Raw genomic sequence first — 20,457 nt, forward strand, 5'->3', positions numbered from 1 at the left:
GAAGCTTCCGTTCTGCAGGTTTTTGATGGTTTTTTGAGTTTTTCGACAGCTTCAACGCCCAGCACAGGGGCCGCAATGTAGGCGCGAAGCGCCGAAATGGAGGTCCAAGCCGCACAGCGGCTGAGCCTGATGCTGATTGTTATGCGCCTACCATATTTCAATTGTTGGGTTGAATTCACCAGCCTTACCTGAATGCGATGTTTTCATATTTATTTTTGATGGCACAAAGCTATTCCCCTTATATTCAGGGTTAACTTGTAAGTTGTCTATTAGCCCCTCTTGAACAAACCGTATAAAAGTGCCAGTAATTTTATCCTTTATTTCTGGAATTCCGGCTGGAACATAAACGATATTCTGGGGGACATCCTCTCCGCCGAACTCGGCCGGAAAAAGAAGTACTTTGAAGAGTTTTCCTTCCTGAGCTAACTGAACGGCTTTCTCTCGAGAATCCACGCTTGAAAAATCATGTGGTGAGTCTGCATTTGCACTACCCATTCCTATTACCCCAAGTATTGCCAATAATAATTTTTTCATTAGTACTCCATTTGCTTGCATAACGCCGCGTTAAACGGCAGACAAAGTTGTGATGCTTTTGTGCGAAAATTTGCGAAGCAAATGCACAAAAGCAGCGCAGCTTTGGCTGTCCAGTGCAGGGCCGAAGGCCCGAAACGAGTTTGAACGCTTTGTTACGTGTTTAATCATGAAAGTGTTCTAAACCCACTGCCTTGATATAAGGAATCAGTTTTTCTACAGCACCATTATTTTTATGCCAGATAATATATGTGTAATCCCATTCTTCGCTTATTACACAATCCAGGCCTGGAAATACTAGTTTCAGAAACTCTGAAGATTCCTTATTCATACTATCTTTGTATGTAGAAAGTACAGTTTCTATATTAGTAATTCCTGTAAGGGTTTCTTTTTCACAGTCCGCAGACTCAATACAAAAATTGCCCGCTAGATTTTTTAATAGAATATTAAAGCGGCCCCATTCCTCTTCCGTCACTTCATCTAGCTTATGATAGTTCTCTTTTCCTAGCCATCCATCCCAAAGAGATACATATTCTTTAGAGTAGTCTGGTTTTACCTGCCAATCTTCAAAGTATTTTTGATACATAGTTTCTCAATTACACGTAACGCCTTGCTCAGCTGCACATACTGCGGAGAGCGCTTTTGTGTAAAATTGAGCGCCAGCGAAATACACAAAAACGAGCGCAGCAGTATGTGTCTGCTGGAGCAATTTGTTATGAGTTTTTGTCTTCATTACCGCGCTTGCCCGTGTAACTACGCCAACTAAACGCTGCGGACTTCACTGTACCCCTAGCTTTAGTTAATGAATACTTAGCTGGAATCTTGGGCTTAGACCAACTAAACAAAGCTGTAAGTAAGTAAAACAACAGAATTAACAACCAAACAACAGCCTCTACCAAGTAGAATGCTATTGGAAGTACGATTTCAAGTGTTGGCGCAACTAAAAATATAAGGATTTCTATAAACCCCATAATAAGGCCAACGAATAACCCTACAATATCCTCAATGAAAGCGAAGTGCTCCTTTGCTGATACTCATAACGCCTACAGCACCTGCCCGCACAGCGGAGCTTGGTTTTGTGCAATAATAAGCGCAGCGAATGCACAAAAACAAGCGTAGCAGTGTGGGTCTGGTGGCTGTAATTGTTATAACAGCTTACGCGACAAACCCAAACTATTGCGACCAAAAGACACTGCGACATATTAAAAAACAACCAGACACTTTAAATGCGCGGCGAGAACACCGCGCAAAATTGCCAATTCTTTGTTAAAGCCAAAACAACCGTAATAAGGACAACCGGTGCCAATTAGTAGATTACTCGCTCTCCGAGGCCAGAACCACATTAAGAGCCCTACAACTTGCAGCAATTGAAGCTCTAATTTAAGCCGCCAAATCCCTAACTACCCGACAGCGATTAACCAAAATATAGCGCCTCAAAGTTAACTTATTCGTCGCTTTATAACGCCGCCATAAACGGATGCCGAAGCAACGCGTAGGCAGTCCGGTGTAGGCCGCGCTTTTTTTACGGCCGGAACGTATTTAATGGCCTTGTTAAGTGTGATTGTTTGCATAAGAAGATGACTAATTACCTTGCTAGCAAAAGCCACGGTAGTAGCAATGCGATTGCTAAAACAATGTACCCATACCAGCTGCCTGAAAATAGAAGAGCCGATGATAGTAAGAACACTATGCTTACTTGCCTTGCTTTAACTCCAATCAAGATATGTGTGGTAGTTGGATTTTCCCCAGAGAAAAAGGTCACTTTGCCTAATATCAAGCCGTACCCGCCAAAAAGAAGCGCTGCGAATGCAAAAAGGTAAATTACGTTCTCTGGTTCGATTTCCATAAGACACTTAACGCCTTGCTCACCTGCACATGCTGCGGAGAGCGTTTTTGTGTGAAAATGGAGCGCCAGCGACACGCACAAAAACGAGCGTAGCAGTATGTGTCAGCGTGCAGCAACTTGTTATGCGCTTTCACGCCGAGCAAGCTCTTTTTTGTACATTCTTTCGCTAGCACTCCAAGTGAAAAAACCGAAAGCAAGCCCTCCGAGAGTCCATATGAGTGCGTTTATACAGATTAATACTACTGACATATGACCTTCTTCTGGTTTATTCACAAAAAATGTCATTACAACGAACATAGGTATACCCCATGAAACTATACCGTTAACCAGTATAAAATTCCTTTTGCCCTTTATACGTGTATTTTCCCATTTTATAAATTGCTTTTCCTTCATACCCTATTCTTAACCCTATAGCTAATTTGCCGCATAACGCCTTTGTAACGGGCATTTTTGTGTAGTGGAGTTTTGCGGTAAAGTGGCGAAGCCACCGCAAAACGGAGCGTAGCAAAAAATGTCCTGTTGACAAACTTGTTAGAATTTTTTGCGTCCCTCTAAAGCCAACGTACCGGCCAAAACCAGATAAAATGTGGCACCGGCTAGTGCCGCGAGGGGAACTTGATTGAAGGTATTGTGGCTCCATTTGAAAACCATTAACACCCAAAAGGTACCGACACAAAATGCCCCTGCGATTGCCGTACATATTAAATCATATTTCCAACTTTTACATCGAATAGCAGTTTTCGCCAAGCCTCGACATAATTCCCCAACGCCGATGCAACCGATAAATATATTTAGCATATAAAAGTTGATGCTAACAACCCAGCCAATTAAAGTTGCGATAAGCTGGAGCAAATAATACCCAACAATATATGTTCCGCCGTATATAACAACGAGTGCGGCCCCCAATAGTTCTGGACGATTATTTTCTAAAATTATTCCTATTAATCTGGTGTACATTTTCGATGAATTCTAACGCCTTGCTCAGCTGCACATACCGCGGAGAGCGTTTTTGTGTAATATTGAGCGCCAGCGAAATACACAAAAACGAGCGCAGCAGTATGTGTCTGCTGGAGCAATTTGTTATGAGTTTTTGTCTTTATTGCCACGCTTGCCCATGTAAATACGCCAACTAAGCGCTGCGGACTTCACTTTACCCCTAGCTTTAGTTAATGAATACTTAGCTGGAATCTTGGGCTTAGACCAGCCAAACAAAGCTATAAGTAAGTAAAACAACAGAATTAACAACCAAACAACAGACTCTACCAAGTAGAATGCTATTGGAAGTACGATTTCAAGTGTTGGCGCAATTAAAAATATAAGGATTTCTATAAACCCCATAATAAGGCCAACGAATAACCCTACAATATCCTCAATGAAAGCGAAGTGCTCCTTTGCCGATACTCATAACGCCTTGCTCTGCCGCATTTTTGGAGTGGAGAATTTTGTGCTATTTAAGCACAAAAGGCGCAACGGAAAAAATGTCGGCAGGAGCAACTTGTTAAGTGCCCCTGACATATTCTATTAATAAAAACACGCCGCCAACCAATAAACTTACGGCTGAAACAGCCAGTACATGACTGTAAGGAACACCGATGTACATACCTATAACCATTGCAGCAATACCAAATGACGCTGCATAAACCGATACTGCACTAATTTTAGGATACCGAAATGAAGCAACTATAGCGGTTATCACGCACCCAAGGCCGATAAAAGAAAGTATGGTTAATGCAAACGATCCAAACTCTCGGAACATTGCGTGACTGAATATTGATAGACCGAATAAGCACATGCCAACCCAAAGAAGGCCCGCTGGGGCAATAAGTATTACCAAAAGTAATTTTTTAATTTTTATACTCATAAGCCTGACAGCACTTAACGCCGTGCAGCAGCGGCCGCAGTGGAGGAGCTTGTTTTTTGTGGCGGCGTAGCGTTTAGCCACGAAAAACAAGCTCCGAAACGCAGGTCCTGCTGGCTGACTTGGTTATAAAAGCTTACGCGACAAGCCCAAATTATTGGGACCAAACGAACCTGCGACATATTAAAAACAACTACTCACTTTAAATGTGCGATGAGAACACCGCGCAAAATTGCCAATTTTATTCAAAGCCCAAACGACCGCGAAGAGAACGACCGGTACCAATTAGAAGCTGACTCGCTCTCCTGGAGCCAGAACCACATTAAAAACCCTACAACTTGCACCGACTAAAGCTCTAATTTGATCCACCAAATCCCTAACTACCCGACAGCGCTTAACCAAAACAGAGCGCTTCAGAATTGAAGCTTTCGACGCTTTATAACGCCCAGCACAGGGGCCGTAATGTAGGCGCGAAGCGTCGAAATGGAGGTCCAAGCCGCGCAGCGGCTGAGCCTGATGCTGATTGTTATGCATTGCCCTGCCGAACACAACCAACCCCAACGAAACTGCTTAAGAGCCTGCAAAATGACAGCGCCCATTTAAAACTTACAGACTAAACCGACGCCGACATTCCCGACGATTACGCACCTCAAACAAAGGCACACACCGCTTACCTTGCACACAACCAGGTTAAATAAAGTTGCCAGGATTAACCAACGATCAAGCTAAAAACGGATGCAACTTTATTTGACCGCTTAATTGGTGCATACATTTACAGAGCCACCCCACTACCAATGCGACCGAAGGTGGCGTTACCCAAAACTAAATATTGCGTACCACCGGTTTTGCAGCCTTATCAAATACCAACTAGCCAGAGTTTCATTTAAAGGCTCAGCGACGCATAACGCCCAGCACAGGGGCCGTAATGTAGGCGCGAAGCGCCGAAATGGAGGTCCAAGCCGCGCAGCGGCTGATCCTGATGCTGATTGTTATGCATTGCCCTGCCGAACACAACCAACCCCAACGAAACTGCTTAAGAGCCTGCAAAATGACAGCGGCCATTTAAAACTTACAGACTAAACCGACGCCGACATTCCCGACTATTAAGCACCTCAAACAAAGGCACACACCGCTTACCTTGCACACAACCAGGTTAAATAAAGTTGCCAGGATTAACCAACGATCAAGCTAAAAACGGATGCAACTTTATGTGACCGCTTAATTGGTGCATACATTTACAGAGCCACCCCACTACCAATGCGACCGAAGGTGGCGTTACCCAAAACTAAATATTGCGTACCACCGGTTTTGCAGCCTTCTCAAATACCAACTAGCCAGAGTTTCATTTAAAGGCTCAGCGACGCATAACGCCCAGCACAGGGGCCGTAATGTAGGCGCGAAGCGCCGAAATGGAGGTCCAAGCCGCGTAGCGGCTAAACCTGATGCTGATTGTTATGCATTGCCCTGCCGAACACAACCAACCCCAACGAAACTACTTAAGAGCCTGCAAAATGACAGCGCCCATTTAAAACCTACAGACTAAAACGACGCCGACATTCCCGACTATTAAGCACCTCAAACAAAGGCACGCACTGCATACCTTGCACAAAACCAGGTGAAATAAAGTTGCCCTAACCACCTAGATATTTGACTACGATCTAATACAACTTTATTTGACCGATTGATTGGTACAAACTCTAACGAAGCTACCCCACTAACAACGCGACCGAAGGTTACGTTACTCAACAACAAATATTGCGTACCACCAGTTCCGCAACCTTCTCAAAGCCAACTAGCCAGAGTTTCATTTAAAGGCTCAGCGACGCATAACGCCGTGCAGCAGCGGCCGCAGTGGAGGAGCTTGTTTTTTGTGGCAGCGTAGCGTTTGGCCACTAAAAACAAGCTCCGAAACGCAGGTCCTGCTGACTGACGTTGTTATGCATTTTCTTGACCCAGGGTGGGCTTTGTTACGAATATCGCCCAACACAGAATAGTTACGACCAACACATACAGAGTGTAAGCGACGGGGTCTCCCGATAGCACATAACTTTTTTCACCTCCTATTATTTTCAATACCTCTTGAGTAGTTGACCATAAATATATCCCTGAAAATACTACCGAAACTGACAATACAACTGCCCAATTGAATATGGTCGGGTAAAAGACAACTGAAAGCGCCACAATAGAAAAACCCCAATAAATATGGTGAGTGCCATGAACGAAACCCATTAAAAATGAAACAATAGCTACCGCGATGTAAACATATTTGTGTTTAGTAACTCTTTTTCGAGTTAAAAACATATCCAACTTCCATTACTTGGATGCATAACGCCTACAGCACCCGCCCACACAGTGGAGCTTGGTTTTGTGCAATAATGAGCGTAGCGAATGCACAAAATCAAGCGTAGCAGTGTGGGCCTGGTGGCTGTTATTGTTATAACGGCTTACGCGACAACCTCCAATTATTGGGACCAAACGGCTCTGCGACATATTAAAAACTACTACTCACTCTAAATGTACGATGAGAACACCGCGAAAAATTCCCAATTATGTTCAAAGTCCAAACGAATGCGAAAAGAACGACCGGTACCAATTATGAGCTGACTCGCTCTCCGAGAGCCAGAACCACATTAAGAACCTTACAACTTGCAGCAAGTAAAGCTCTAATTTAAGCCACCAAATCCCCAACTACCCGACAACGATTAACCAAAACATAGCGCTTTAACGTTAACGTTTCCGATGCTTTATAACGCCTTGCTCAGCTGCACATACTGCGGAGAGCGTTTTTGTGTAAAATTGAGCGCCAGCGAAATACACAAAAACGAGCGCAGCAGTATGTGTCTGCTGGAGCAATTTGTTATGAGTTTTTGTCTTTATTGCCACGCTTGCCCATGTAACTACGCCAACTATCCGCTGCGGACTTCTCTTTACCCCTAGCTTTAGTTAATGAATACTTAGCTGGGATCTTGGGCTTAGACCAACTAAACAAAGCTATAAGTAAGTAAAACAACAGAATTTACAACCAAACAACAGCCTCTACCAAGTAGAATGCTATTGGAAGTACGATTTCAAGTGTTGGCGCAATTAAAAATATAAGGATTTCTATAAACCTCATAATAAGGCCAACGAATAACCCTACAATGTCCTCAATGAAAGCGAAGTGCTCCTTTGCCGATACTCATAACGCCTACAGCACCTGCCCACAATGTGAAGCTTGGTTTTGTGCAACAATGAGCGTAGCGAATGCACAAAATCAAGCGTAGCAGTGTGGGTCTGGTGGCTGTAATTGTTATAACAGCTTACGCGACAAACCCAAAATATTGCGGCCAAAAGACACTGCGACATATTAAAAAACAACCACCCAGTTTAAATGTGCGACAAGAACGCCGTGCGAAATTGCCAATTATTTTTAAAGCCCAAACGAATGCGAAAAGAACAACCGGTACCAATTAGCAGATGACTCGCTCTCCGAGGCCAGAACTACATTAGGAACCCCACAAATTGCAGCAAGTAAAACTCTAATTTGAGCCACCTAACCCCTAGCTACCCGACAACGCTTAACCAAAAAATAGCGCTTAAAAGTTAACGTTTTCGGAGCTTTATAACGCCGCAAACAGCGGCAGTTTTGGAGTTGTGTTTTTGTGGCATGCTTTTCCGCCACAAAAAAAGCAACGGAAAAACTGTCCGGCTGATTTGCTTTGTTAAGAGCCTAATCCTTGAGATATTGAGGCACAAGACTTTCAAGCTCCTGAACCAACTCAGGGTCCATATATTGATAGTTATCAGGGATATCTAATACGTAAATTGGCTTGTGATCAAGTAAGCGGGTGTATTCTGCTTTAAGTCGGTTCTTATGCTTCGACTCCATTGTGAATATAACGTCAGCCCAGCGGATATCCGCTGGGCTGACAGTTCTTCTCGCTTTTGGGCTGGTACCTGCTGATTTAACATTAAAATCGGCATGCTTTCGCCATATGGTTTCAGCCGTAGGACTACGCCATTGATTCCGGCTACATATAAATAGTAAGTTCTTCATTTGTCTTCATCCAAAGGCTGCTCATTATCCAATGTTTGCCGAACAGTCTTCTTTGGGTAGTCGATACCAAGCTGCGTGGCTCTACGGAGTTTTTCACCTCTCGTATACATCAACTTCCAGTTTTTCTCAGCTATCCATTGCTTTTCACGAGTTTCTCCATTTTTTCTAGACTTTACCTTTGCCTTAAACTTTCTCCAGGCTTTATTTCTTACAATATCCATCGTTTATTCCTCATTAGATTATCGGGTTCAGCAGCCGCGATAATACGGAGGATGATCTTCGAGCCGATTGGCTCTTAACATTTTATTCTACGTCCAAAAGGCAATATGCCAGCTATCCATACAAAAATACATCCACGGGACAGGTTTTCTCTGCTAAATTTCCCCGCGTAGCCACATAACCTGCTTAGAATCAAAAGCTTATACCAACATCCTCGAATGCCCCTAGGGTAAATATCGGCTTGTGAACCAAATTTAACCGTATATCTCTGTGATTTTGTTACATATTCTGTATGGTATTTTCACATAGCCGTTATCGATATGGACCTTGTACAAAACGCATCACTTCGACATCGGTCGCTTTTCCAGCTCTTGGTTATCTATGGCCTTCAACAATGCCTCAAACCAATCGTTTAGCGAATTCACTTTGGCATTTCGTGCGGTCGCAAACTCACCACCCTGTGCCACATAGTAAATGCCTTGGTCTTTATCCAATATTGCAATCGATGGAATTCCTTTTTCGATCGGTTTACCGAAGCGGCTGGCAAATTCGATATTATTGTCCCAACGGCCAACATCAACGTGAATAACGCTAAAATTATTATCTATAGTTTTCGCAAGTGGTGGCTCGGTTATTTTTTTATTCAGGCTTCTGCAATCTGGACACCAATCAGCCCCGAATATTACCAACACCAATTTATCTTTTTCCTTCGCACTTACTAATGCGGCTTTCAAATCTTTATCTGGATTAGCTTTTGGGTCGTAACCTGTTTCAGCGTTTGCGAAGTTTGTTAATAGTAAACATAAAATTAAAACTAGATTTTTCATATTTTTACCTTTTGATAAAACACCCATTTTTCAAAATTCTTTAATTCTGGCGTTGCTACACGCTCCAGCAAGAACGCAGCCAGACGTAAAATGCAGTAGGTAAGCAAAACATCAGCACCCATGTTTGGATTGGCACCAAATTGGCTCTCCGTATCGCTTTTTGCCCAATAGCAACGCATCTGTCCGCCAAATTATTACCTCACATTAACAAAGGTTAAATTTGACATAACAACAAGCTAAAACTAGTAATCCTGATCCAAATGGTTTGCGTATATTGAGCGTTATAGATTTTAAGTCCGTGGATTAGCTTTTACTTCACTAAACGCTAATACGCTGGTACCCTTAGGTAAACCTACACGAGCACATTGAGTCGTTGTGATCCTTAGATTAGGCTGTATCGGCCTCCTTAAACCTGAACGAGACCTGGTTCAAACTCTTTTTCGTACGAGTGATCGACTAAACGGTACGTGGCAACTTACTGACCAGGGCGAGTGTGATGTTCTAATCGCCGAGCCGGAGCGCACCGACTTTTCGCCCCTTATAGCAAAGCAGTCTACCGTGATATTACATATCGCACGCAAGGGGCATTCCTCCGACAAGCTGTATTTCCAGCGGCCTTTTAATGCCGAAGTTTTTATCACTACACTGCTTTCTATTCAACAGTCGTTCTCCCTCACGCCGAATCATTCTAAAGCGCCACAACCAGAACCTATTAAAGCCGAACTCCAAAATATTGACAGTTATAAGCTACAGCGCTGGCCAACGTCAAAACTTCTGGGATTGAATCCAGACTACGCATTGCTTGCTGCGTATTTAAACCGTACGCCGAAAACACTTCAACAACTCATCGCGCTTAGTGGTAAACCTAATGATTTTTGTGCTGGTTTTATCGAACTTCTCCAGGACCAGGGTTATATCACCAAAGCGACAGCGGCTATCGTACCCAACTCTCCAGCGGTCGCTGCGTCTTCTAATCGGCGCTTCGGCTTTATCGCGCAGTTAAAGCATCGGCTGGGCTTTAAAAATTGAACAATAAAGTCTGTATATGAACGATTTTAAAATTGTGTTCAGTGGTACCACTGGTGCGGGAAAAACAACGGCAATCGCAGCAATTAGCGAAATCCCCCCGGTCAAAACGGACGTGCTTAACACTGACGACACTCTCGACAAAGCTTACACTACCGTAGGTTTGGATTATGGCGAAATAACCCTGTCCAATAACGAACGTCTGCGCCTGTTCGGCACACCGGGGCAGGAGCGGTTCGAGTTTATGTGGCGGATTGTAGTACGTGATGCACTTGGCCTTGTAATATTAATTGACAATTCACGCGCCGCTCCACTGGAAGATCTCTCGCTTTACGTTCATGCGTTTAGATCGGCATTAGACACTGTGCCTTGTGTAGTTGGTGTAGGTCGTACAGAGCATCATACTCGCCCCTCCATTGATGACTTTGCCGATCACCTGGCGTCATTTAACCTAAGCCTACCGATCATACCTGTCGACGTCAGGCAAAAAGACGACGTAACCACCTTGCTACATATTTTACTCGCACAGATCGAATCCGACGTACATACCTCATGAAAAAAATTGCTTCCGACTTGATACCCATCGTAGAAGAGCACTGCAAACAGCTGCTGCAAGAGACATCGGGTGTTTTTACTGTTGTTCTCGCCACTGCTGATGGTTTTGACATTGCTTCTGCGAGCATAAGGGGCACGGACCCCGCGAAAATCGCCGCCATGTCGAGCTCAATGATGTCCATATGTGCAGCTGCGGCTGACGAAACGCATCTTGGTAGCACTAACGGAATGACCATTACATCGGATAAAGGCCTACTCTATTCCACATATATTGAAATTAACGGCTTGAACTACATTCTGTGTGTAATAGCGGATAGCTCAGTCATTCAAGCACAGGTAATTTATCGTTGTAACGACTTATCCAAGCGGCTTAAATTTTTATGAGTCAGCTCCACCTAAAACGCGCACTACTTGAGTTAAGCCTCGAACACGGCGTTATAGGTTGTGCACTTGTGGCAACCGATACCGGATTTGTGTTTGCGTCTACTCTCGTTCAGTCAGAGTTCGAAATTATCGCCGAATCTGCGCGCGATTATTGGATCTTACACACAAAAAACACTCAAGCTTTTGACCGGCTTGGTGATGTGCGTAATATTTCAGTTCAGCACCAGAAAGGACTACTCAACGTACAGCCATGTGACGACCAAACGCTGCTCGTAACGCTGGCTAAACTGGGCCATGTACAATGGCAAAACTGGCCGGAAAAAGTCGCCAATTTAGCAAAAAATTTATCGGTATCTGCTAACTAGCAGATTCAGCATTATGCTATAGAACATGCGCAAACTTGCAATTGCAACAGTATACAAGAGGATACTATGTTAACAATTAATCAAGCTTTAGAAGATATGCTCACTCTCGACGGTGCCATGTGCGGCGCTATTGTCGACTCTAACAGCGGCATGAGCCTTGGCAGTTTGGGTTCGGGTGTCGATTTAGAAATCGCAGCAGCCGGCAACACTGAAGTTGTACGTGCAAAAATGAAGACCATGCGCTCGCTTGGCCTCAACGACGTTATCGAAGATATTTTGATTACCCTAGGAAAGCAATACCACCTTATTAGACCTATGTCACGTAAAGAAGGGGTTTTTATTTATTATGTCCTGGACAAATCTAAAGCGAATCTTGCACTCGCCAGACGCAAACTTCAGGACATAGAAAAGGACGTTAATTTTTAGTCGCGATTTATCTGCCTTATGTACTTCGCCCCCCTAAAAGGGGGCTGTAAAATAACACTCAGTATTTTGTTATAGTAGCGCCAGCACCCCCACTATTCCGAGTGTGTACAGCACCAGAATGCCATATCTTCCGCGCCAGTTTAGCCAGTCTAATTGAACAGTGAATGGCTCTCCACGCTGCTGTCGACACCCGGCAAAAATACTTATTAAGTACCCCCCCAGCATACAAACTATCAATCCAATCACGTTCCACCACAGCCAGGATACATTGGGCAAATACAGCCAACACAGCACGTTGGTAACAAACCCTAAGCACAAACCACACACGGCTCCCAGGCCATTGCATCGACGCGTAAATACACCCAGCACGAAAACGCCAAGTACAGGGCCGTTTATCAGTGAACCAATTTTATTGATTGCGACTAACACGGAATCGGCGATATCGCCTACGTAAAATGAAAATACGACGGCCAGGCTCCCCCAACAAAGCGTCACCACGCGAGATATCCATAGCTCTGTTTCATCGCTCCACGCGTTCGATGAAAGTCGTCGCACGAAATCTTCCATCGTGGACGCGCTCAATGAGTTAATTACTGAATCCAGCGACGACATAGCTGCTGCAAATAAAGCAACAAGCGCCAAGCCTACCAAACCCATTGGAAGTACCTGCAACATATAAAGCGGCACGGCTACATTGTAATTTGGCGTACCGCCCTCCGCTGGCAGCTGTTGTATAAACTCAGGATGGCTAGCCGCGTAACTTCCCAATCCGACGCCAATCAGGCAATACAATAGCACCAGCGGAAAACGTAACAATCCATTTAAGAAGAGCGATTTTTTAGATTCGTGAATATTCGCCGCACACAACTCTCGCTGCACCTGGCTTTGGTCACACCCGTAGTAACTGACGTACAAAAAGAAGCCACCAATGAGCATTGGCCAGAACGCAAAGGTTTCACCGTCGCCGAGGCCGTGATGACTGAAATCCAGCGTTTGCAAGCGTTCTTGAGGTATCCCATTAAAAATACCCGTCAGGCCGCCTAATTCACCAACCAATATAACAAACAACATTAATAGCACGACGACCAAAATACCCATTTGTAGAACATCGCTATACACCACTCCTTTTACACCACCAAATACATCATAAACGAGTGTTATAGCACCAAGAATAAGCACAGAAATCAAAAACGTTGTTCCAGTAATCAGCTCGACCACCAATGCAATACTGTAGATCGTCACGGAAGTGGCAAACGCGCGTAAAAACTGAAACAGCCCACTCAGTACCAAACGGGTTTTTAGATCGAAACGCCTTTCTAAATATTCGTACACGGAAACAAGATTCATCGCCCGAAATACCGGCAATAAAAATATCATGATTGCAAGCATAGCCAGGGGCACAGCTAGTTCGTATTGCAGCCATATCAAACCGCCGCCAGCGGAAAACGCCACGAACGCGGGAGCCCCCAATATACTGTTGGTCGAACATTGGGTTGCCATTGTGGATATGGCGATAGGCCAGGCACCGATGCTTCGCCCGCCGACATAATAGTCGGCACGTGAATGTTGTTTTCGCGAGAGATAGAGGCTAAAACTTATTAAACCGAAGAGATAGAAACCAATAACCAACCAGTCCAGCGGTGAAATTGTTGCAATGGCCATAGTGTGTTTTTTCCCTACTTTTCGTCTTTAAACCTTTGTAACACCTGGCAAGATGTAACACGCGCCCAGAGCTGGCTTACACTCATTTGCAATTAAATTAGTTTAACTATTAACCTGGCGATTAAATGGATGATCCCATCTATTTAATCGCGCGCCCTTGAAGTACTGACGTAGATGTGTGAATTTTCTAATACTTCAAGGGCTTACATTGCCAAGTTAAAAAATACTATTGCGTCTTCTGGGCGGTGCCGTGTTCTAATTCCGCCAAGGTCCGGTCTTTACATTTACTTATCAGCGTCTGGATCTGCTCTACGACCGAAGGATCGTTAAAATTCGGTAAACGCGGATCGGGGTATAAAAAATTCGCGTCGTACTTAAACGGGATAGCCTCATCAATCGAAATCCGGTTTTCACCATCCTCAATGTCGATAAGGCACGCAATCACGTTTGTTTTATAGCGATAGAGGCTCTCATCATCGTCCAGTAAAAAGGCGTTTCTTACACTAGCCGCTGCCATTCCCACCAGCCCTCCCGATACTGCAGCGTAGCCTAAGTCTGCGTTTAGCAGAGCGGAATACGACTCTCGAGATAACGCGATAATCACTTGCGCTTTCGTTATTTTCACTTTGGGATTTTTCGCAGGAATAACATCGTCCAGCACGTAAGCCAAAGGGCGACTCAGTCTCCGATTTGGAATAACTGCTGCGGCAGGATGCTCAACAATCTCAACTTTACGTATTCTCTCGGTCTGGTTGATTTTGTGTTTAAACTCACGGTAGGGGTTACCGGAGAACTCCGTGTTTGCTAATTTTTGTTGTTTTTCACCTACATCAATTGGCGAGGCACACCCCCATAGAAAAACAATCCATATCAACAGTAAAACGCGCATTTTCTCTCCCTGACATTTGGCTTACTTTTTAGTTAACGGTTTTCAGGCTTCCGATACTGAACTATCATCCAGTGTTAATAGCCCTGCTTCAACTTACCAGATCGACAGTACCATTCCCAGTGCGGACGCTTAATTACGCACGGCGGGCTTCGATTTTCCGGCATCCTCAGCGCTCACACCTCTGCTACACTTAGCTCACATAAAATTCCAACCCAATTACAACAAGAGGATGTCGCTCTCATGTTTCCACGTCTTTCACCAAGCCGCTTCAGGCAAGTTACCTTAACCTTGCTCACGCTCGGCCTTGTGTCACTGACCGGTTGTGCAGGTAACAGCAAGCCGGATGCAGACACCAGTACTGCTGGTGCCGTTGCTACCGGCGAGTACCGCAATCTGTTTGCCGAAATCGGAAAAAGCGAAATAGACATCCAGCGCAAAATTGACGAGGCGTTTCAGCACTTGTTTTATGGCGACGCGAAAGATGCAGCTGTCTACTATCAAGCGGGTGGAAACGAGAATGGTCCACTCGCATATGTTTACGATGTGAACAGCAATGACGTGCGCTCAGAAGGCATGAGCTACGGCATGATGATTACTGTTCAAATGGACAAAAAAGCCGAGTTCGATGCAATCTGGAACTGGGCGAAAACCTATATGTATCAAGACTCCCCCACGCATCCAGCGTTTGGTTACTTTGCCTGGTCCATGCGCCGCGATGGTGTCGCCAATGACGATATGCCAGCGCCAGATGGCGAGGAATATTTCGTGACCGCTCTCTATTTCGCCGCCGCCCGCTGGGGTAATGGCGAAGGTATTTTCAACTACCAACAGGAAGCGGACACCATTTTGAGCCGCATGCGCCACCGCCAGGTGATCACCGGCCCAACCAATCGCGGAGTAATGACTGCGACCAATCTGTTCCACCCGGAAGAGGCGCAAGTGCGCTTCACGCCCGACATCAATAATGCTGATCATACAGACGCGTCTTACCATCTGCCCTCGTTCTATGAAATTTGGGCACGTGTCGCGCCGCAAGAAGATCGCGCGTTTTGGGCCAAAGCGGCCGATGTGAGCCGCGACTATTTTGCCAAAGCCGCCCACCCTGTCACTGCGTTAACACCGGACTACGGTAATTTTGATGGCACCCCGTGGGCGGCATCCTGGCGGCCGGAGTCGGTAGATTTTCGATACGATGCCTGGCGTTCCGTCATGAACTGGTCCATGGACTATGCCTGGTGGGGCAAAGATTCAGGCGCACCCGCGCGCAGTGATAAATTACTCGCGTTCTTCGAAACCCAGGAAGGCAAAATGAACCACCTCTATAGCCTGGATGGCAAACCGCTGGGTGGTGGACCGACCCTCGGCCTAATTTCCATGAATGCAACGGCAGCTATGGCAGCTACTGATCCCCGCTGGCACAATTTTGTGGAAAAGCTCTGGCAACAACAACCCCCCACAGGGCAATACCGGTACTACGACGGTGTTCTATACCTGATGGCGCTGCTACATTGCGCTGGGGAGTACAAAGCGTGGATCCCCGACGGGGAATAAGCTAACGCATGTAGCGGTCGTCACGTACCGGCCGCTGCTTCCTCTCATCCGCCGGGCGCTCACGGGGTTCCCGTTCACGCGGCGGCCTCTCTGCATTTTGCGTTTTTTTCTCGCGCTCTCTCACCCGTTCAACACGTTCTTTCGCAACCGCCTGGCTAGTGTTCGGATCGAATGGCGCCAAATAGTATTGGCGTTGCTCGTCGGTAAGCGACTTCATCAGCTCGGCGCGCTTCGCCAATTGCTGCTGAATAAAATCTGAAGCTGGTGGCGCAACTTTTTCTCCTGGTACAGAGGCACCCGCACCATTCGATGCACTGTTACAACCACCAGCCAGCGCTAGAAGCACAACACAAATGCCGTTTAGTACGAAGTGTTTCCTCATTTTTTTGCCTCCAGCAGAAGCCATAATGCGCTGCCTGGCGCCAGCTCAAACCCGGTGTTCGGCAAACCACGTTGCTCGCCTTGTGGGCTGTAGCGATAGGCCGCCACTACCGTGTTCAGGCTGTTTGATAGTGAAGAGCTAACCGCCACACGTGCTCCGCGCCTTTGATCTGCAGGCATGGCAAACCATAACTGGCGACCGCTGGGCTGCAACGCAAAACCGTAGACTTCAAGATTGTCACCACTCAGCGGCGCCGGTTGTGATAGCACCTGCCAATGGGATTTTCCAATGGTGTCGTACAGTGCCTGCATGGCTTCGGCTGCAGTGGTGCCTCTGTGTCCTTTATCCGCCCCCCACAAAAAAGCTCGCCCCTGCTCGGGGGGCATACCTTTGCTCAACCACCAGTCCATGGTACGCGCAACAACCATCAAACCGGCAGCCGCGCCTTCGTTGCGGGTTGCCCGCTGTAAGCCTACTTCTTCAGTCGACCAGATCGCCGCGACTTTACCGGTGGCAAGCCACTTTTTGTGGAGTTGATCCAGGGTGTTGCGCCACTGAGGTGTATTCGCACTGACGATGTAGTGCAGCGCGATAACATCCACCAGTTCATACACGCGCTTGCCCTTCAGGCTCGTAGCCATTAGCCCTCGTACCTGATAATTCAGCAGTGCATCCAGGAACGCCTGGGCACGCGGATTAGCCGCCGCGGCCAGCGATCCGAGAACAACCTTTACGCGTTCAGAATGCGTACTGCTGCGTATAGCCGCCACCCCAGGGGCCAGATAATATTCCACGTAATAAGGAACAGTCGCAGCATCGTGCGCGCGGCCGGGCCGAGGTCTGCCGCCTGCGGGAGCGCCATCCCACGCGGCAATGGTCTCGCTAAAGCGCCGTGAATTAATCTCGTTGCCAAATTGCCAATATGCCGGCGCCGCGCTGGTGGGGATTTTTGCAATATTCGCTTGCAGCTGTGTTTTCCAGTCATCTCCGAGCGTGAGCAACATGTGAGTTAGATAATGATCGACCGCTGCCTCGCTGCGACCAGAACCCAGCCCGCCCGGGCTGTAGACAAGTTGTTTGTGTGATCCCAGCTTGGCCAATAACGCCAGCTGTTCGGCGCCATATTCGGCGCTGAAAAACCCCGCGCCTTGGGGATCGCGAATGGAGTCACCCCACGCTTCGGCGCGATAGTGCGAACCAAAGTAGGCGGTCCAATCCTGCGCATTCACCGTCAAACTCCAGCAGGTGATGGTGCTCAGCCATAAATAACCAATGAGTCGCGCCATAGAAGAATTTCGTCCCTTGTGGTGTTACGCCTGTGGTTTTGCAGATGGCCAGAGCAACGAGGGTCAATCAACACTTGTTCGTGTCAACATTTCCGTCAGTGAAAACGAGTTCAATTAGCCCTGCTCTATTTCGACGAAAGCATCGTCTACCACTTGCAAAAAATTTTCCGTGAAATGTACCTGGCTGAACTTTTGCGCCCAAGCCACCAGCGTCTGCGTTGCCAGCGGCGGCGCAGACTCGAATTCAGTCACCGCATCGCACAGGGCATCCACAGTCTGGGCGTAAAACAATTTACCGGTTTTGCCGTCGATAACCGTATCCAGCGCTCCACCTTCGGCATACGCGATCACCGGTGTACCAGAGGCCATGGCTTCCAGCGGCACAATGCCAAAATCTTCGATGCCAGGAAAAATCAGCGCACGCGCCTGTTGGTAGTGCCGCTGAATTTCACTGAAGGGCTGCCAGCCCAGAATATCGATGTTCGCAGCCGCGCTCGCCTTCAATTGCTCATATTGCGCACCATCGCCAATCACCACCAGCCGTTTGCCGAGCCGGTTAAAGGCGTCCACAGCCAGATCTGCTTTTTTGTAGGGCACCAACTGGCCTAAGAGCAGGTAATAGTCCTGCTTTTCGCCACCGGGTTTGAAGTCGTCGATCGCAACCGGAGGAAACACCACTGCACTGCGGCGGCGATAACATTTGCGAATCCGCCGTGCGATATAGCTGGAATTGGCGACAAACGTATCTACGCGTGCCGCACTGGCGTAATCCCAGAGTCTCAGGTAGTGCATTAACGGGCGCATCATCAAGCGGGTAAAACGCCCGGTACTGGCAAGATATTCCGGGTACATATCCCACAGGTAGCGCATAGGAGAGTGGCAGTAGCAAATGTGCAGCGCATCCGGCCGGGTGATAACCCCTTTGGCAGGGCCGGACTCACTGGAAATAACCAGGTCATACGCGCGTAAGTCCAACTGTTCCAGTGCCAGTGGCATCAATGGCAAATAGCGCTGGTACCAACGCCGCGCGCGCGGTAACCGGTTGATAAAGGTGGTGTGTATTGTGTGGCGCTTAAGCTTGTCGGATATACGTTCTCTATCCACCACGTGGGTATATATGTCGGCGTCCGGATAGATATCGCACAAGGCTTCGAGCACCTTTTCGCCGCCGCGCATGCCCACCAGCCAGTAGTGCACTATAGCAACTCGCAAAGGGCTGGCGTGGAGCCGTTCCCCGTTGTCGCCGTTGCTCTCCACTGCGCCCGGTTCAGCCAATGGGTTTTGGGTCATGCGTATGCTCCTGGGGATTGTCAGCGGAGGGTGGGCCGATGGCGACAGCCGTGCGATAATAGGCCGCGCCTACACCTAATATGGTCACCACGGGCACCATTACCGAAGGCGCGGCCAACGCATGACCGGTGAGTGCACAGGCGAGGAGATACACCACCAGCGCCTGGCAAGCGACAAAATAGGCGCGTACAGACTGCAGCGGCTTGAACAGGGTTTCCGCCTTGCGGGCGCGGAAAAACAGCGCAATCCACAGCGCGAGATAAAGGCCCATTCCCAGTAACCCGGATTCAGCCAATATGTGGAAATAGGAATTGTGAGCGCTCGCGGTGTTAAACACGCGCCGACCGTCGAAGGCAATGCCGAGCAACGGTGTGTCTATAAGCGTAAGCTGTCGATCATTGAAACGCCCCCATCCCATACCAACAATCGGGCTATCCACAAACCGTTTGCCCGCATACACCCACAACATCATCCGCACCAGGGTGGTCACATCGCCGGTTTCAAGCTTGTCGTTGCTCTCCTCCGGATTCCAGTCGCCGACAGCCCAGTCACTTTTGATACCCGCCTCTACCTGGCCGGTCATCCCGGCAAGCGACTCCTGGCTAAACATACCCAGCGTACGGTTGTAGGCTTTGTTGCTCATCATTTCTACCGCCGGAACCAGGGCGAGCGCTATCAACAAAATTGGCAACAGAATGAGCGGGTTTTTGCGCTTGGCGAATAAAAACCACCCGAGCGCAGCCATTACTCCAACGAGCCCTTCACGGGAACCGGATGAAAACACAGGCCCCAATAACAAGAGCGCAAACAATAGTTGGCCACGCTTTATACGCTCAGCATTAAACACAATCGCAAATACAGCAATGCAGCCAAAAAAAGTACCAGAACCTGTGTGGGAGGTAAAAAATGCGTGGAATTCATCGGCGTGACCGGCACCGGCCAGCGACCGATTTCCGGTGATCAGCCAAAACAGATAGACCGCAATCGACACCACCACAACCCATTGCAGCTGCCGAATAAATTGCTGCAGCTCCCAGGTGGTTACCGGCGCAACAGCGAGAGCCAGCAAAGGTAAACAAGACAGCAGAATACGCCCGTCGCCATTATAGAACCCGGGTGAAGCAAAACTGCTAAGTCCCATCGAACCCACCACCAGGCCACTGCCCAGCCAGAGAATCATGTTCAGCACTAGCACCAGCCCGATAGCGTCTAACCGATAGCCGCGTATCAGACTCCAGTAGAACACCATCGCCGAGAACAACAGTCCGAGCATAATCGGGGCTGTCGCCTTCAGAAAAAAAGTGCCCCAGAGCAATGCAGCACA

The 20,457-nt window shown here is 47.3% G+C and carries 22 protein-coding genes; 6 read left to right on the forward strand and 16 right to left on the reverse strand.

The features are described from left to right. Positions 1-147: 147 nt before the first annotated feature. The 10 genes from TERTU_RS19860 to TERTU_RS19920 all read right to left on the reverse strand — a co-directional run bounded on the left by TERTU_RS19860 (position 148) and on the right by TERTU_RS19920 (position 9,496). Complete coding sequence (locus tag TERTU_RS19860) at positions 148-534, reverse strand: hypothetical protein (protein ID WP_015817100.1); 387 nt, start codon at positions 532-534, stop codon at positions 148-150. Between the two features lie 160 nt (positions 535-694). Continuing rightward, positions 695-1,117 (reverse strand): hypothetical protein, encoded by a 423-nt coding sequence (locus tag TERTU_RS19865; RefSeq protein ID WP_015818235.1) that lies wholly within the window; start codon positions 1,115-1,117, stop codon positions 695-697. Between the two features lie 1,380 nt (positions 1,118-2,497). Then, positions 2,498-2,770: a hypothetical protein gene (locus TERTU_RS19880; RefSeq protein WP_041590361.1), complete on the reverse strand. Its 273-nt coding sequence runs from the start codon at positions 2,768-2,770 to the stop codon at positions 2,498-2,500. 138 nt (positions 2,771-2,908) lie between these two features. Beyond that, positions 2,909-3,334 (reverse strand): hypothetical protein, encoded by a 426-nt coding sequence (locus TERTU_RS19885; RefSeq protein WP_015817096.1) that lies wholly within the window; start codon positions 3,332-3,334, stop codon positions 2,909-2,911. A gap of 541 nt (positions 3,335-3,875) precedes the next feature. Continuing rightward, positions 3,876-4,319, reverse strand: a complete 444-nt coding sequence (locus TERTU_RS19895) for a hypothetical protein (protein WP_041590362.1) — start codon at positions 4,317-4,319, stop codon at positions 3,876-3,878. Between the two features lie 1,851 nt (positions 4,320-6,170). After that, positions 6,171-6,536: a hypothetical protein gene (locus TERTU_RS22080; RefSeq protein WP_015819979.1), complete on the reverse strand. Its 366-nt coding sequence runs from the start codon at positions 6,534-6,536 to the stop codon at positions 6,171-6,173. 1,408 nt (positions 6,537-7,944) lie between these two features. Next, positions 7,945-8,271, reverse strand: a complete 327-nt coding sequence (locus TERTU_RS19905; RefSeq protein WP_015817405.1) for a low molecular weight protein tyrosine phosphatase family protein — start codon at positions 8,269-8,271, stop codon at positions 7,945-7,947. Then, entirely contained in the window at positions 8,268-8,492 is a 225-nt protein-coding gene (locus TERTU_RS19910; protein ID WP_015818823.1) for a hypothetical protein, read from the reverse strand. The genes TERTU_RS19905 and TERTU_RS19910 overlap by 4 nt, the downstream gene beginning before the upstream one ends. Before the next feature lie 339 nt (positions 8,493-8,831). Beyond that, complete coding sequence (locus TERTU_RS19915) at positions 8,832-9,317, reverse strand: thioredoxin family protein (RefSeq protein WP_015818579.1); 486 nt, start codon at positions 9,315-9,317, stop codon at positions 8,832-8,834. Then, the gene (locus TERTU_RS19920) at positions 9,314-9,496 is read right to left on the reverse strand and encodes a hypothetical protein (RefSeq protein ID WP_028876798.1); all 183 of its coding nucleotides are present in this window, start codon (positions 9,494-9,496) and stop codon (positions 9,314-9,316) included. Before TERTU_RS19920 ends, TERTU_RS19915 begins: the two co-directional genes overlap by 4 nt. 196 nt (positions 9,497-9,692) lie before the next feature. Between TERTU_RS19920 and TERTU_RS19925 the strand changes: the two genes are divergently transcribed. The 5 genes from TERTU_RS19925 (at position 9,693) to TERTU_RS19945 (ending at position 12,073) form a co-directional block, all read left to right on the forward strand. Beyond that, on the forward strand, positions 9,693-10,346 hold the full coding sequence (locus tag TERTU_RS19925) for a hypothetical protein (protein WP_028876799.1): 654 nt from the start codon (positions 9,693-9,695) through the stop codon (positions 10,344-10,346). 16 nt (positions 10,347-10,362) lie between these two features. Continuing rightward, a complete protein-coding gene (locus TERTU_RS19930; protein WP_015817798.1) occupies positions 10,363-10,899 on the forward strand; it encodes a GTP-binding protein in 537 nt (178 codons plus the stop codon). Next, entirely contained in the window at positions 10,896-11,282 is a 387-nt protein-coding gene (locus TERTU_RS19935) for a roadblock/LC7 domain-containing protein (protein ID WP_015817260.1), read from the forward strand. Before TERTU_RS19930 ends, TERTU_RS19935 begins: the two co-directional genes overlap by 4 nt. Beyond that, entirely contained in the window at positions 11,279-11,647 is a 369-nt protein-coding gene (locus TERTU_RS19940) for a roadblock/LC7 domain-containing protein (RefSeq protein WP_015816930.1), read from the forward strand. The genes TERTU_RS19935 and TERTU_RS19940 overlap by 4 nt, the downstream gene beginning before the upstream one ends. A 66-nt stretch (positions 11,648-11,713) precedes the next feature. Beyond that, entirely contained in the window at positions 11,714-12,073 is a 360-nt protein-coding gene (locus TERTU_RS19945) for a hypothetical protein (RefSeq protein ID WP_015818093.1), read from the forward strand. Between the two features lie 69 nt (positions 12,074-12,142). On the opposite strand, the gene TERTU_RS19950 is transcribed toward TERTU_RS19945, so the two are convergent. Both TERTU_RS19950 and TERTU_RS19955 read right to left on the reverse strand, forming a co-directional pair. After that, positions 12,143-13,735, reverse strand: coding sequence for a sodium:solute symporter family protein (locus TERTU_RS19950; RefSeq protein WP_015817849.1), 1,593 nt, complete (start codon positions 13,733-13,735; stop codon positions 12,143-12,145). A 226-nt stretch (positions 13,736-13,961) separates the two neighbouring features. Continuing rightward, positions 13,962-14,624 carry a hypothetical protein gene (locus tag TERTU_RS19955; RefSeq protein ID WP_015819619.1) on the reverse strand — a complete coding sequence of 221 codons (663 nt, stop codon included), beginning with the start codon at positions 14,622-14,624 and terminating at the stop codon, positions 13,962-13,964. Positions 14,625-14,864: 240 nt separating this feature from the next. Here TERTU_RS19955 and TERTU_RS19960 point away from each other — a divergent pair, with 240 nt between their 5' ends. Beyond that, a complete protein-coding gene (locus TERTU_RS19960; RefSeq protein WP_015820836.1) occupies positions 14,865-16,175 on the forward strand; it encodes a family 8 glycosyl hydrolase in 1,311 nt (436 codons plus the stop codon). Position 16,176: 1 nt separating this feature from the next. Here TERTU_RS19960 and TERTU_RS19965 read toward each other — a convergent pair whose 3' ends face one another. The 4 genes from TERTU_RS19965 to TERTU_RS19980 all read right to left on the reverse strand — a co-directional run bounded on the left by TERTU_RS19965 (position 16,177) and on the right by TERTU_RS19980 (position 20,406). Beyond that, a complete protein-coding gene (locus TERTU_RS19965) occupies positions 16,177-16,557 on the reverse strand; it encodes a hypothetical protein (RefSeq protein ID WP_015820310.1) in 381 nt (126 codons plus the stop codon). Next, on the reverse strand, positions 16,554-17,843 hold the full coding sequence (locus tag TERTU_RS19970; RefSeq protein ID WP_015817642.1) for a hypothetical protein: 1,290 nt from the start codon (positions 17,841-17,843) through the stop codon (positions 16,554-16,556). The genes TERTU_RS19965 and TERTU_RS19970 overlap by 4 nt, the downstream gene beginning before the upstream one ends. A 114-nt stretch (positions 17,844-17,957) precedes the next feature. Then, complete coding sequence (locus tag TERTU_RS19975) at positions 17,958-19,133, reverse strand: glycosyltransferase (RefSeq protein ID WP_015817023.1); 1,176 nt, start codon at positions 19,131-19,133, stop codon at positions 17,958-17,960. Continuing rightward, positions 19,111-20,406, reverse strand: a complete 1,296-nt coding sequence (locus tag TERTU_RS19980) for an O-antigen ligase family protein (RefSeq protein ID WP_015817488.1) — start codon at positions 20,404-20,406, stop codon at positions 19,111-19,113. The genes TERTU_RS19975 and TERTU_RS19980 overlap by 23 nt, the downstream gene beginning before the upstream one ends. Positions 20,407-20,457: the final 51 nt, after the last annotated feature.

It is taken from the genome of Teredinibacter turnerae T7901, assembly GCF_000023025.1.
GTDB classification, from domain to species: Bacteria; Pseudomonadota; Gammaproteobacteria; order Pseudomonadales; family Cellvibrionaceae; genus Teredinibacter; species Teredinibacter turnerae_B.